12 protein-coding genes are annotated in these 13,465 nt (G+C 71.3%); 9 read left to right on the top strand and 3 right to left on the bottom strand.

Features of this window, described 5'->3' with window-relative positions; genetic code table 11:
- The first annotated feature begins 24 nt into the window (after window positions 1–24).
- Window positions 25–1,299: an MFS transporter gene (locus OG897_RS27815; protein ID WP_266660868.1), complete on the top strand. Its 1,275-nt coding sequence runs from the start codon at window positions 25–27 to the stop codon at window positions 1,297–1,299.
- Here the strand turns inward: OG897_RS27815 and lpdA are convergent.
- Both lpdA and rpsN read right to left on the bottom strand, forming a co-directional pair.
- The gene (gene lpdA / locus OG897_RS27810; protein WP_266660866.1) at window positions 1,289–2,692 is read right to left on the bottom strand and encodes a dihydrolipoyl dehydrogenase; all 1,404 of its coding nucleotides are present in this window, start codon (window positions 2,690–2,692) and stop codon (window positions 1,289–1,291) included. The genes OG897_RS27815 and lpdA overlap by 11 nt on opposite strands.
- 522 nt (window positions 2,693–3,214) lie before the next feature.
- Complete coding sequence (rpsN, locus tag OG897_RS27805) at window positions 3,215–3,520, bottom strand: 30S ribosomal protein S14 (protein WP_266660864.1); 306 nt, start codon at window positions 3,518–3,520, stop codon at window positions 3,215–3,217.
- 90 nt (window positions 3,521–3,610) lie between these two features.
- Here rpsN and rpmG point away from each other — a divergent pair, with 90 nt between their 5' ends.
- The 8 genes from rpmG (at window position 3,611) to OG897_RS27765 (ending at window position 10,612) form a co-directional block, all read left to right on the top strand.
- Window positions 3,611–3,775 (top strand): 50S ribosomal protein L33, encoded by a 165-nt coding sequence (rpmG, locus tag OG897_RS27800; protein WP_266660862.1) that lies wholly within the window; start codon window positions 3,611–3,613, stop codon window positions 3,773–3,775.
- Between the two features lie 62 nt (window positions 3,776–3,837).
- Window positions 3,838–4,092, top strand: coding sequence for a type B 50S ribosomal protein L31 (locus OG897_RS27795; protein WP_266660860.1), 255 nt, complete (start codon window positions 3,838–3,840; stop codon window positions 4,090–4,092).
- Entirely contained in the window at window positions 4,092–5,279 is a 1,188-nt protein-coding gene (locus OG897_RS27790) for a GTP-binding protein (RefSeq protein WP_266660858.1), read from the top strand. Before OG897_RS27795 ends, OG897_RS27790 begins: the two co-directional genes overlap by 1 nt.
- A 342-nt stretch (window positions 5,280–5,621) precedes the next feature.
- Entirely contained in the window at window positions 5,622–6,497 is an 876-nt protein-coding gene (locus OG897_RS27785) for an alpha/beta fold hydrolase (RefSeq protein ID WP_266660856.1), read from the top strand.
- A gap of 302 nt (window positions 6,498–6,799) precedes the next feature.
- Window positions 6,800–8,053: a cytochrome P450 gene (locus tag OG897_RS27780; RefSeq protein WP_266660854.1), complete on the top strand. Its 1,254-nt coding sequence runs from the start codon at window positions 6,800–6,802 to the stop codon at window positions 8,051–8,053.
- Between the two features lie 70 nt (window positions 8,054–8,123).
- The gene (locus OG897_RS27775) at window positions 8,124–8,789 is read left to right on the top strand and encodes a helix-turn-helix transcriptional regulator (RefSeq protein ID WP_266660852.1); all 666 of its coding nucleotides are present in this window, start codon (window positions 8,124–8,126) and stop codon (window positions 8,787–8,789) included.
- Window positions 8,786–10,117 (top strand): MFS transporter, encoded by a 1,332-nt coding sequence (locus OG897_RS27770; RefSeq protein WP_266660850.1) that lies wholly within the window; start codon window positions 8,786–8,788, stop codon window positions 10,115–10,117. The genes OG897_RS27775 and OG897_RS27770 overlap by 4 nt, the downstream gene beginning before the upstream one ends.
- A 30-nt stretch (window positions 10,118–10,147) precedes the next feature.
- The gene (locus tag OG897_RS27765) at window positions 10,148–10,612 is read left to right on the top strand and encodes a PPOX class F420-dependent oxidoreductase (protein ID WP_266660848.1); all 465 of its coding nucleotides are present in this window, start codon (window positions 10,148–10,150) and stop codon (window positions 10,610–10,612) included.
- A 48-nt stretch (window positions 10,613–10,660) separates the two neighbouring features.
- On the opposite strand, the gene OG897_RS27760 is transcribed toward OG897_RS27765, so the two are convergent.
- On the bottom strand, window positions 10,661–13,465 hold the full coding sequence (locus OG897_RS27760) for a DUF5682 family protein (RefSeq protein WP_266662461.1): 2,805 nt from the start codon (window positions 13,463–13,465) through the stop codon (window positions 10,661–10,663).

Here is a 13,465-nt window from a genome sequence, read left to right as displayed (position 1 = left end):
GCTGTCGTCAGCGAAGGGAACCAGATGCCACACCCCGAACCGGCACGAGACCACCTGCCGCGCACCGTATGGCTGTTGGTGACGGCCCGCGCGATCAATCGCCTCGGCGCCTTCTCCCTCCCCTTCCTCACCGTCCTGATCAGTACCGAGTACGGCGCGGGCGCGGCGACCGCCGGACTGCTGTCCGCCGCGTTCGGCCTCGCGACGATCCCGTCCCGGCTGGCCGGCGGCCGCCTCTCCGCCCGCATCGGCCGCCGCCGCACCATCGTGCTCGGCCTGACCGGCTGCGGCCTCGCCCAGCTCGGCGTCGCCGCAGCCGGGTCCCTGGCCACCGTGGCCGTGTTCGCGATCCTCCTCGGGCTGGCCTTCGAGCTGTACGAAGCCCCGAGCCAGGCCATGATCGCCGACGCCGTGCCCCCTGCCCTGCGGGTACGCGCGTACGGCCTGCTGAACGCCGCACTCGCGGTGGGCGGCACCGGTGCCGGGCTGATCGCCGCGGGTCTGGGCCGGTGGGACCTGCGCTGGCTCTTCGTCGCCGACGCGCTCACCTGCCTGATCTGCGCCCTGGTCCTGCACCTCGTCCTGCCCGCCGACCACCTCCGGCCGAAAACCGGGAGCGCCGGGAACCGGGGAGCCCTCGTGCACCCGTGGCGCGACCGGACCCTGTGGGCGATGTTCGTCCCCGGCACGGTCTTCGCCCTCGTCGCGATGCAGGTCATGATGGCGCTGCCGCTCACGCTCGACCGGCGCGGCTTCGAACCCGCCGACGCCGGGCTCCTGTTCACCACCTCGGCGCTGACCATCGTCGCCGCCCAGCCCGCCCTGCGCCTGCGCCGCCTGGCCGCGATGTCGTCGTCCCGGGCCCTGGCACTCGGTTACGTCCTGATGGCGTGCGGTCTCGCCTGGTACGCCGTCGCCCGCGACCTGCCCTCCTTCGTGCTCGCCACCGTCGCGTGGGGTCTGGGGGACGCGTTGGTCATGGGGCGCGTGTTCACGGTGGTGGCGGGCATCGCACCGCCGCACGGCACCGACCGCTATCTCGCCGCGTACGGAGTCAGCTGGGGCATCGCCACCGTCGTAGCTCCCGTCGTCGCGACGCAGCTCCTCACCCATGCGGGCGTGACGCTCACCTGGGCGGTCCCGGCCGTACTGTGCGCGGCGCTCGCGGCCGTACAACTCCTCGTCGTACAACCCCTGATCGCAGACTCACCAACCGAAGGGCGGCCCCGGGAAGCCGCCCGGAGCCGCCCTTCGGAGCATGCGGAGAATCAGAACGAACCGCGGCCGATCAGAAGTTGATCATGTGCCCGGCGAGCCCGTGCACCGCTTCCTTGACCGCTTCACCCAGCGTCGGGTGCGCGTGCACGTTGCGCGCGACCTCGTGGACGGTGAGGTCCCACTGCTGAGCCAGCGTCAGCTCGGGCAGCAGCTCGGTGACGTCGGGGCCGATCAGGTGGGCTCCGATGATCTCACCGTGCGTGTTGTCGCTGATGAGCTTCACGAAGCCCGTCACGTCGCCGAGCCCGTGCGCCTTGCCGTTGGCGGTGAAGGGGAACTTCGCGACCTTGACGTCGAAGCCCTTCTCCCTGGCCTGCGCCTCGGTCCAGCCGAAGCTGGCGATCTGCGGCTGCGAGTAGGTGGCGCGCGGGATCATCGGGTAGTCGAGTTCCATCGTCTCGGCGTCCGCGATCGTCTCGGCGGCGATGACCCCCATGGCCTCGGCGGTGTGCGCGAGCATCAGCTTGGCCGTGACGTCGCCGATGGCGTAGATGTTCGGCACGGAGGTGCGGCAGCGGCCGTCGACGTCGATGGCCCCGCGCTCGGTGACGGCGACGCCGGTCGCCTCCAGCCCGTACCCGGTGACGTTCGGCGCGAAGCCGATCGCCTGGAGGACCTTGTCGGCCTCCAGTACCTTCTGCGCACCGTCCTTGCCGGTGACCGTCACCTTGACCTGGGCACCGGACTCGTCGATCGTCTCGACGCGAGTGGAGGTGAGCACCTCGATGCCCAACTTCCGGTACTGCTTCGCCAGTTCGGCGGAGACGTCCGCGTCTTCCAGCGGCGCGATCCGGTCCAGGAACTCGACGACGGTGACCTTCACGCCGTAGTTGTGCAGGACGTACGCGAACTCGATGCCGATGGCGCCCGCACCCGCGATGACGACCGACTGCGGTACGTCCTCGGCGAGGATCTGCTCCTCGTACGTCACGACGCGCTCGCTGCGCGCGGTGCCGGGCAGCAGCTTCGGTGTCGCACCGGTCGCGATGACGCAGTTCTCGAACGAGATCTGCCGCGTGGTGCCGTCGGACCCGGCGACCTGGAGGGTGTTCGCGTCGAGGAAGGTGCCCCGGCCGTCGATCTCCGTGATGCCGTTCTTCTTCATCAGGAAGTGAACGCCCTTGACCCGGCCGTCCGCGACGCGGCGGCTGCGCCGGAACGCCTCGCCGTAGTCGAAGGACACCTCGCCGTCGACCTTGATCCCGAAGGTCTTGGCCTCACGGGTGAAGATGTGTGCCAACTCGGCATTGCGCAGGAGCGCCTTGGTCGGGATGCAGCCGACGTTCAGACACACGCCGCCCCAGTACTTCTCCTCCACCACCGCGACCTTCTTGCCCAGCTGGGCGGCGCGGACAGCGGCGACGTAGCCACCGGGCCCCGCGCCGAGGACGACGACGTCGAAGCGCTCTTGCATGGAAGTTCCCCTCTGATCAACCAATGAGTGACTCACCGCGTTACGTCCAACCACCGTGCCACGGAGATCATTCCGCGGCGTCGCGGCCACGTCACACGGTAGCGGCACCCCGGACACCGTCCGCAGCCGTGGCCGACGTCGCACGACGAGCCAGGTGCCGCCAGGGCTGCGGCGCACTAGCCTGGAGGTTCCACGGCGGCGACGGGGGCGAGGGACGATGTCCTGGGCGACGTACAGATGCCAGTGCGGCGACGCACGCTTCCAGCACGGCGATCCCCTCTTCGCGGGGCCCTGCCGGACCTGCGACTGCGTCGCGTTCACCAACCCGCCACCGCTGCCGCTCCCGCCCGAGCCGCCGCCGGAGCCGGAGCTCAAGCCGCACCCCTCCTGCCCTACCCAGGAACCGGGCTGCAACGGGATGCACCCCACCATCGGCTGGTAAGAGGGCGGGCACCGAGCGGCGTGCGCCCCGTCCCGTGCGGCGAAGGCCGTCCGCCGCCCCGCTTCACCCGGTACGCGGCTTCACCACGACGACTTGGTGATCCCCGGCAGGAACCCCGCATGCGCCTGCTCGCGCATCCGCACCCGGGAGAGCCCGAACTTCCGCAGATGGCCGCGGGGCCTGCCGTCCACGCCGTCCCGGTTACGGACCCGGGTGGCGCTCGCGTCGCGCGGCTGGCGGCGCAGCTCCTCCACGGCCGCCTCGCGTTGCGCCTCGCTGGTGCCCGGGGCACGTAGGAGGGCTTTCAGCTCGGCGCGTCGGGCGGCGTGGCGCGCGACGGTGGCCCGGCGCTGCTCGTTCTTCGCGATCTTGCTCTTCTTCGCCATCAGGCGCCTCTCCGAAGGACCGACCCCTGGTCGGGGCCGGCGCGAAGGAACACTATTGAAAATGGTTCCCGTTTTCAGTATGGTAGCGCCATGGCTCGCAACGACGTACGCCCGATCATCAAGCTCCGCTCGACGGCAGGCACCGGCTTCACCTACGTGACCAGGAAGAACCGCCGCAACACCCCCGACCGCCTGGCCCTGCGCAAGTACGACCCGAAGGTCACGCGGCACGTCGACTTCCGCGAGGAACGCTGACTCCGCTCACCAGCCGGTTCGCGCACCGGCACCCGTACACGAACCCCTCGGAAGGACTCCTCATGAAGCACGGAATCCACCCCGCCTACGGCCCCGTCGTCTTCCGCGACACGGCAGTCGGCACCACCTTCCTCACCCGCTCCACGGCCACCAGCACGAAGACGGTGGAGTGGGAGGACGGCAACACCTATCCGGTGGTCGACGTCGAGATCTCCTCGGTGAGCCACCCCTTCTACACGGGCACCGCGCGCGTCCTGGACACCGCCGGACGCGTGGAGCAGTTCGAGCGTCGCTACGGCCGACGCGGGAACCGCTGATGGAACCCTCGCCCGAGGGAATCCCCGGCCCGCCCCCACTGGCGGTCGTGCTCGTCGGCGGGCTCCACTCGGACGCCCGCCGACGGGTGGTCGACCGCCTCCTGCGGGCCGTACCCAGCAGCGTCGCACTGCATCACGACCTCTCGGAGGCGGCCCGTGCGCAGACGTCGGGGGCGGTGCTGCGCACGGTGCGCGACGCCACGGGCGAGTTGTCCCGCGGCGACACCCCGCTGGTCAACGACTGCGCGTGCTGTGCACTGCGTGCGGACCTCCTGCCCGAGCTGCGGCGCATCGCCGCGCTCGGGCTGACCCGGCTCGCGATCGTGGAGCTGTGGGACTCGGTGGAGCCCCGGGCGATGGCGGAGGTCGTCTCGGTGCACGGCGGTGACACCCTGACGCTGACCGGAGTGGTGACCGCCGTCGACCCCGCCCTCGTACTCCCCTACCTGGGCAACGGGGACGACCTCGCGGAAGCGGGTCTCGCCGTCGCTCCGTCCGACCGGCGGGCGGTCGGCGACACGTGGGCGCGGCAACTGGAGTACGCGTCCGTGCTCGCCCTCGTCGACGAGGGCCACGCCGACGCGGAGGACCGGGCACTGCTCGCGCAACTCCACCCGACGGTCCGTCACGTCGGCGCGGATTCGGCGGAGTTGGTGCGCTCGGCCTTCGCGGGGTTCGACGTGGAGGCGGCTGCCACGGCACAGCATCCGGCCTGCGCCCGGCTCCCCCAGGACGCGGAGGAGTCCGGAGTGGGCACCCTGGTCTGGCACCGGCACCGCCCGTTCCACCCCGGCAGACTCTTCGACGCGCTGGAGGAGCTGTGCTGCGGGGCCGTACGCAGCCGGGGGCGCTTCTGGCTCGCCGACCGGCCGGACACCCTTCTCGCGTGGGACTGCGCGGGAGGTGCGCTGTGCGTGGAGGCGTCGGGCCCGTGGCTGGCGGCGCTGCCGGATGCGGCGTGGGATCTGGAGTCACCGATGCGCAGGGCGGCCGCGGCGCTGGACTGGCACCCGGAACACGGGGACTGCTGCCAGCACTTGGTGTTCACGTCGCCCGGGCTGGACAGGGAGGGGCTGGAGCGGTTGCTCGACTCCTGCCTGCTGACGGACGCGGAGTACGCGGAGGGGCGACGCGGCTGGGAGCGACTCCCGGCGGCCTTCGACGTGTTTCTCGCCCCTGCCTCGTAGAACAACGCCCGGAACCCGTGCCGGGCAGCCCGTCACACCAGTTCGGCCAGGAAGCGGCGGCCGAGTCCGAGCCCCCCTCCCGGGTGCGGGGGGGGGGGTGCGACCCGCATGCGCTTGATCCCGGCGGCCTGGGCCCCGGGCAAGAAGTGAACTGCCGTACCTGGTGAATCTGCGCCGTGTCCGTACGCTGACCCTGGTCAGGGATGCGGTCAGGGACTTCTTGAAAAGATGCCGCGATGTGCCGTCCGCGCGATGATTTCTGCCCCTCCCCGGGGTCTACCTTCCAGAACCACACACGCACACATCGCACACGCTTTCGAACGACACGACCTGGAGTCCACCATGACCGCAGCAGAGACCCACACCCTGTCCGTGGCCGGGGCCACCCTGACGTATGACGTCCGCCCCGGTTCCGGCGAGGGCGGGACCCTGTTCCTGCTCGGCTCGCCCATGAGTGCCGCCGGATTCGTCTCGCTGGCCGCGCATTTCACGGACCGTACGGTGATCACGTACGACCCCCGGGGCGTCGACCGCAGCAAGCGCACCGACGGAGCCACGGAGACCACCCCCGAGGAGCACGCCGAGGACCTGCGTGCGGTGATCGAAGCGGTCGGGGCGGAGACGATCGACGTCTTCGCGAGCAGCGGCGGTGCGGTCAACGCGCTGGCCCTGGTCGCCCGCCACCCCGACCTGATCCGCACGCTGGTCGCGCACGAGCCGCCGATCGCCGAGGTCCTGCCGGACCGGGAGATCGCGCTGGAGATCTTCGCGGACATGCGGGCGACGTACTTGCGCGACGGGCTCGGGGCCGGGATGGCGAAGTTCATCGCGGCGGTGATGCACAAGGGCCCGTTCCCGGCGAACTGGCTGGACCAGCCCGCCCCCGACCCTGCCGCATTCGGCCTGCCCACCGAGGACGACGGCACGCGCGACGACGCGCTGCTGGGCCAGAACATGCGCCACTGCACGAGCCACCGCCCCGACTTCCCCGCGCTGCGGGCGGCGTCCACGCGGCTCGTGATCGGGGCGGGACGGGAGTCGGAGAACGAGATGACGGCACGGGCGGCGGTGGCCCTGGCGGAGGAACTGGGCCTGGCGCCGACGTGGTTCCCGAGCCACCACGGGGGCTTCCTGGGCGGGGAGTTCGGGCAGCAGGGCGAGCCGGAGGAGTTCGCGAAGACGCTGCACCTGACCCTGTCCGACCCGTCCGGCGCCTGAGAACGCACGGGGACACGCCGTCCACCCCGTCCGGCGCTGGAGGGCGGGCGGGGCGCGCCATCAAGCCCGTCCGGCACTTGAGGACGCGCGGGGCACCAATCCAGCCCGTCCGGCATTGGAGGACGGGCTGGCGTACCCAATCCAGCCCGTCCGGCGCTTGAGGACGCGCGGGCGAGGGGCGTGCAGGGGGCGAGGGGCGTAGCCCCCTCAGTGACCGCAACCAGACTCGCCCCCGCAGTCCCCACCCCTCATCTCCGCACCTTCCGCTGGTCAGCGCCCCGAGGGCCAACTAGCGTCCCCCCATGAACGACTCCACGCACGACTCCGCGAACGACCCCACAGACGCCCCCACGCCCGACTTCGCCCCCTGGTCCCCCACCTTCCTCGCCGACCCCTACCCCGCCTACGCCACCCTCCGCGCCCGTGGCCGCGTCCACTGGTTCGAGCCGACCCGCCAGTGGCTCGTCCCCCACCACGCCGACGTCTCGGCCCTGCTGCGCGACCGTCGCCTCGGCCGTACGTACCAACACCGCTTCACGCACGAGGAGTTCGGCCGCACCGCGCCGCCCCCGGAGCACGAGCCCTTCCACGTCCTCAACGACAACGGCATGCTCGACCTCGAAGCGCCGGACCACACCCGCATCCGCCGCCTGGTCTCGAAAGCCTTCACCCCTCGCACCGTCACCCAACTCATCCCGTACGTCGACCAGTTGGCCTCCGACCTGGTGGCGGCCCTCGTAGTGAACGGTGGCGGCGACCTCCTCTCCTCCGTCGCCGAACCCCTCCCCGTAGCGGTGATCGCGCAGATGCTGGGCATCCCCGAGTCGGACCGGGCCCCCCTCCGCCCCTGGTCGGCGGACATCTGCGGCATGTACGAGCTGAACCCCTCACCCGAGACCGCCGAACGAGCGGTCCGCGCCTCGCTCGAATTCACCGCCTACCTGCGGGAGTTGATCGGCATCCGCCGCCGCACCCCCGGCGACGATCTCCTCTCCGGGCTCATCGCCGCCCACGAGGACGGGGAACGCCTCACCGAACAGGAGGTGATCTCCACCTGCGTCCTGCTCCTCAACGCGGGCCACGAGGCCACCGTGAACGCGACCACCAACGGCTGGCACGCCCTCTTCCGCCACCCGGAACAACTCGCCCTGCTCCGGGCGAATCCGCAGGACCTCGTCCCCCAAGCCGTCGAAGAGCTGATGCGCTACGACACCCCGCTCCAGCTCTTCGAGCGGTGGGTGCTCGACGACATCGAGGTCGACGGCGTCACGATCGAACGAGGCGCGGAGGTCGCGCTGCTCTTCGGGTCGGCCAATCACGACCCGGCCGTCTTCGCCCACCCCGAACGACTCGACCTGACCAGGGCGGAGAACCCCCACATCTCCTTCAGTGCGGGCATCCACTACTGCATCGGCGCACCCCTGGCCCGTATCGAACTCGCCGCATCCATGCGGGCGTTGCTGGACCAGGCCCCGAACCTGCGCCTGGCCGCCGAACCCGAGCGAAGGCCGAACTTCGTGATGCGCGGACTGCGGGAGCTGCTCGTCGAGGCGTGAGGCGGCGCACACAGGCACCCCGGGTTATGAGAGTTGACTCTCACATAATGTGAGAGGACACTCTCACGTCATGGATACCGGAAATCGGCTGGGCGACATCGACATCACCGATCCGCAGGCGATGCGCGCACTGGCGCACCCCGTACGGCTGGCCATCCTCGACCACCTCCGGCGGCACGGCCCCGCGACGGCGACGCAACTCGCCCCCGACGTGGGGGCGACACCATCGGTGACCAGTTGGCACCTGCGGCATCTCGCGGGTTTCGGTCTCGTGCGCGACGCCGCGCCGGGCACGGACCGACGGCAACGACGGTGGGAGGCGGCGGCACGCGGGTTCCGGTTCGAAGCGCCCGAGGACCCCGAGGACGTGGCGGGGCAGGCGGCCGCCCGAGCCCTGACCCGGGAGATGTTCGCGCGCCGTGCGGATCTGCCGAGCAGATGGGTGGCCGAGGTCGAGCCTCTGCTGAGCCCGTTGTGGCAGGGTGCCGCCAGGCTGGCCGACACCCGGATCGTCGTCTCGGCGGAGGAGCTCGCGGCGATCCAGGACGGCATCGAGCAGGTCCTCGCGCCGTACGTGACGCGTGGTCCTGCCGAGCGCCCGTCCGGCAGCCGTGGCGTACGGCTGCTGCGCTACGCACTGCCGGAACACGCTGCCGAACACCACGCACCACCCGGCGACGGCGCCGAGGAACACGGAACCGGAGCCGGAACCGGACATCCGGGAGGCTCCCTGTGACCATCGCCCCGCCGGCGGAAACGGCGGAACCCTCGTTACCACCGTCCCTCGGGCGCGACCGCCGCTTCCGCCGGTTCTGGGCAGGGCAGTCGATATCCGAGTTCGGCGACCGGATCTCCGAACTGGCACTGCCGCTGATCGCCGTCACCGCACTGGGCGCGTCCGCCAACCAGGTGGCCTGGCTGACCGCACTCGTCTGGACGCCGCACCTGCTCGCGATCATCTGGGGAGCCTGGGTCGACCGGCAGACCCGCAAGCGCCGCCTGATGGTCGCCGCCGATCTGGTGCGCGGCGCGGTGCTGCTCAGTCTCCCCGTGGCGTACCTGCTCGACGCGGTGAGCCTTGGTCAGCTCTACGTGGTGGCCGTGTTGACCGGTACCGCCGCAGTGGTCTTCAGCACCGCCTATCCGCCCTTCTTCGTCCAGCTCGTGCCCCGCTCCTCCTACGTCGAGGCGAACAGCAGGCTCAGTGCCAGCCGGTCGGCGTCGCACGTGATCGGCCCCGCGGTCGGCGGCGGACTCGTGCAGGCATTGACCGCGCCGGTCGCCGTGGTGGTCGACGCGCTGTCGTACGTGGCATCCGCCTTCCTGATCGGCCACATCCCGCTCGTCGAAGCGCCCGCCGAGGCCGATGCGGCAGCGGCTACCTCCCTGTTGCGGCGTGCCCGGGAGGGGATGGCCTTCGTCTGGCAGCACCCCGTCCTGCGGGCGGCGCTCTGCTGCGCGGCGACCGTCAACTTCTTCACGTTCGTCGCGGGCAGCGGGCTGATGGTGCTGTTCGCCAGCCGCACTCTGGGGCTGTCCGCCGGGGCGATCGGGCTGGCCCTGGGGATCGGTTCGACCGGTGCGCTCCTCGGTGCGGTCGTCGCCCCGGGGGTTTCGCGGCGCATCGGACTGGGACGCAGCATCGTGGTGGGGGCCGTGCTGTTCCCGGCGCCCCTCGCCGTCGCCGCCTGTGCGGGCGGCCCGCTGTGGGTACGCGCCGGGGTGCTCGCCCTGGCCGAATTCCTCTCCGGGGTCGGCGTCATGCTATTCGACGTCAATCTCAACTCCCTCCAGACCAGCGTCATCCCGGACGGTCTGCGCAGCCGGGTGGCGGGCGCCTTCAGCACCGTCAACTACGGCATGCGCCCTCTCGGGGCCGTCGTCGGCGGGCTCCTCGCCACCGGCTTCGGGCTGCGGACGACGCTGCTCGTCGGCGCCGTCGGGGGAACGCTGTCCCTGCTCTGGCTGCTGCCCTCACCGATACCGCGCGTCCGCAGCCTGGCGGCGAAGCCCCCGCCCGACACGGCCTCCGCCACCGCTAACTCCACCACGGCCAAGGAATAACCCGTACAGGCAGGGGACTTGGACCCACACATGACCTCTACTTCCTCTTCCCCTTCCTCTCCGTCTTCGTCTTCCTCGTTCGATCCGCGTGCCCTGCTCGCGGAAAGCCGCATCGGCGTACTCGCCACGATCAAGGCCGACGGACGGCCCCAGCTCTCGCCCGTCCAGCCCTTCTACGATCCGGAGACCGGCATCCTGTACGTCTCCATGACCGAGGGGCGCGCGAAGACGGCGAACCTGCGCCGTGATCCGCGCGCCACCCTGGAGGTCACCAGCCCCGACGGGGCTTCGTGGGCCACTGCCGAGGGGGTCGCGAAGCTCACCGGCCCGGGGACCGACCCGCAGGGGCCTGAGGTGGAGGCCCTGGTGGACTACTACCGTCGGGCCGCCGGGGAACACCCGGACTGGGACGAGTACCGGGCCGTGATGGTCGCCGACCGGCGGGTGCTGATGTCGGTGCCGGTCGACCACGTGTACGGGGCGGCCCTCCGCTGAAGTCAGCCAGGTCCTGGCCGCTCGTCACCGGGCGGCCAGGGCCCGCTCTCACGCCATCGCCAACAGCGCCTCCCAGGCCATCGCCGCCTCCGGGTGGCGGCCCAGGAGGACAGCGCCGGACGGGGCTTCTGCCGTCTCCCACGGACCCTCGCAGCCCAGCAGGGCCGCCATCGCGTCACACGTCGACGGGTACGCCGTGAGCAGAGTGGCACGTCCCGCAGTGGGAGTCCGGGACCCGGGCAGGGCGGGTGCGGACTGCTCCTGCCAGGGCGGGGTCCAGGTGTCGAGTGCCGCGAGGCGGCCGGGGAAGACGCGCCCGGCCTCGCGGGTGAGGCGTGCGGCGAGGTCCGCGCCGTCCGCGCGCAGGGTGGTGATCAGGGTCGGCAGCCACGGCAGGAGCACGCTGTCGGGGAGGCGGGCGAAGGCGTTCGACACCGCTTCCACGACGAAGTCCACCAACTGCGGCACCGGTTCCAGGGCGTGCAGCAGACCGCTGAGGTAGCGGGGATAGGCGGGCAGGACGAGCGGGTTGGCCAGGAGCTCGTCGCAGCGGGTGCGCAGCTCGGTGCGGGTGAGCAGGCCGAGCCGGACCTGGGCGGCCCAGAGCAGGGCCGTGCGGGACTGTTCCCCAGGGTGCGACTGGGCGACGGCCAGTTCCAGTTGGGTGCGGTCACAGCCGAGGGAGAGGGCGAGGCCCTCCATGCTGAAGAGGAAGCCGAGCATCGCCGCGACCTGCCGCGCTGTGGCGTCCTCGTCGGCGAAGGCCGTGGGCAGCAGCGTGCAGTAGTGCGCGTAACCGGTCTTGACGAACGACTCGATCCACTGCGGGAGCGAGGGTTCCGCGGTGCGGTAGTACGCGAGCAAGCGGCGGACCCTGCGCAGTACGTCGGGTGCGCCGTCGACGGTGCGCTCCGAGGCGAGGACTTCCAGGGCGCGGGCGCCGAGTTCGTCGGCGAGGCGGCGGCTGCGGAGGTACAGCGTGGCCTCCTCGACCGCCTGGAGGACGGTCGCGGTGGTGGCCTGCGGGTCGTACGCGGCGCGGCGCAGCCGCTGTTCCAGGACCTGTTCGAGGCTGACGCCCTCGTAGCCCAGCTCGATCAGGGCTCGCTGGTGGGTGCCGAGGGCGAGGTCCCAGGACTCCTGGAGGGACTCCTCCCCGAGCTTGCGTTCGCCCATGATGGGGCGGGCCGCGCCGTGCGGCAGGAGTCGGCGCAGCATCCACAGCACGTCGGAGCACTGCTTGAGCGCGGGTGTGGCCGACAGGTCCAGCAACGCCCTTCTCACTCCGCGCTGTTCGAGGTTCAGGGCGAGCGGGGCGAGCCGGTCGTGGACGTCGCGGGCGAGGGGTGGCAGCGCTTCGTAGCCGACCCGGCCGACGCGGTCCCCGCCGAGCATGATCTCGACGAGGCGGCGGACGTCGCGCCTGCCGGGCACGCTGTCCTTCTCGATGCAGGTGACGGCCGCGTCCTGGAAGTCGTACGGGGTGGGTCTGGCGCGTTCGCGCATCCGGGCGAGCAGGATCGACGTCTCGTACACGGCGATGGCGTCGGCGGTCGAGGCGAGGTACCCGGCCTTGCGGGCGGCGCGGACGATCTCCACGGACCAGCCGAGGAGTTCGGCCTCGTCGACGGAGTCGATGACGGGTGCGCGTCGCAGGAAGCCGGAGAGCTTGTCGGTGGGTTCCGGGTCCGGGACGACGGCGGCTGCCGCGCGGGAACGGGTGGGCTTCTTGGCGCCTTCCTGCCCGGTGAGCCGGTAGGGGGCGACCTTGGTGCGTTTGAGGTTCTTGGCCCACTGGGTCGCGGCGATCGACACCGATCCGGCGGCGAGGCCGAACTGCGCCTCGATCGCCGCGTGGCTGGACGGGATCAGTCCGTACTGCCAGGTGCTGCCGCTGGGCGGGGTGATCTCGAAGGTGTCGGTGCCGTGCAGCCCGAACTCGGCGACCCGGCTGGCGGCGTGGAACGCGCCGCAGACGTACAGGCAGTCCTCGGGGTCGGTGCCGGTGGCGGCGAGGTGGGCACGCATGCGGGTCCACATGTACCGTTCGCGGTCCTCGTCGATCCGCACGCGCCCGACGTCGCCCGGGGCGAGCCTGCGGAAGAGGCTGCCGATGAGGAACATGACCTGGCGGTACGTCTCGTGGTCGACGTCGGCCTCACCGAGCGGCTGCTCGACGTAGAGGTTCCACCATTCCGACCAGTGCCGGGTCCTGCCGTGCCGCAGGAGGTGTTCCTCCAGTTCGGCGAAGCGCGGGCGCAGGTCGCCGATCTCGACGCCGACCGCGTCGCCGTGGAGCGCGGCCTCCTCCTCGGCGGGCGGGGCGTCGGGGTCGGCGGGCTCCGCCGATGGGTCCTCGCGCGGCTGCCACTGGAAGACGTGGTCGGAGGAGCGGTCGACCAGGACGAGTTCGACACCGGGAGTGTCGAGTGCGTACGCGATGGCCTGGTACTCGGCGGACGCTTCGGTGATCGGGGCGACGATCGACAGGGGCGCCCACTCGGCGGGGAAGTCCTTGACTTCGGCGGCGAACGCCTGGACGGCCACCGGGAGGCGGCAGTTGCGCAACTCGGTGAGGAGCGGCGTCATGTCCTCGCAGAGTTCCAGGTAGACGACCTTGGGCTGCTTCTCGCGCAGCCGTCGGGCCATCGCCGTGGCGGAGGCGGGCGAGTGGTGGCAGACCGGGAAGATCTCCAGGGGTTCCCGGGCCGCCCGGTCGACGTCGTCGACGAGGCCGAGGAGTATGCCCTGGAGCGCGTCCGGCCCGTCGGCGAACTCCCGTGCCGCGTCCTGGAGTTGAGAACGCAGCGCGTCGAAGTCCGCTCCCGCGTCGCTCTTCGTGGCCTGCTGCAC

This window comes from Streptomyces sp. NBC_00237, from assembly GCF_026342435.1.
In the GTDB taxonomy this organism is placed as follows: domain Bacteria; phylum Actinomycetota; class Actinomycetes; order Streptomycetales; family Streptomycetaceae; genus Streptomyces.
Note: the sequence above shows the minus strand (reverse complement) of the source record. Positions and strands in the feature narration are given on the sequence as shown.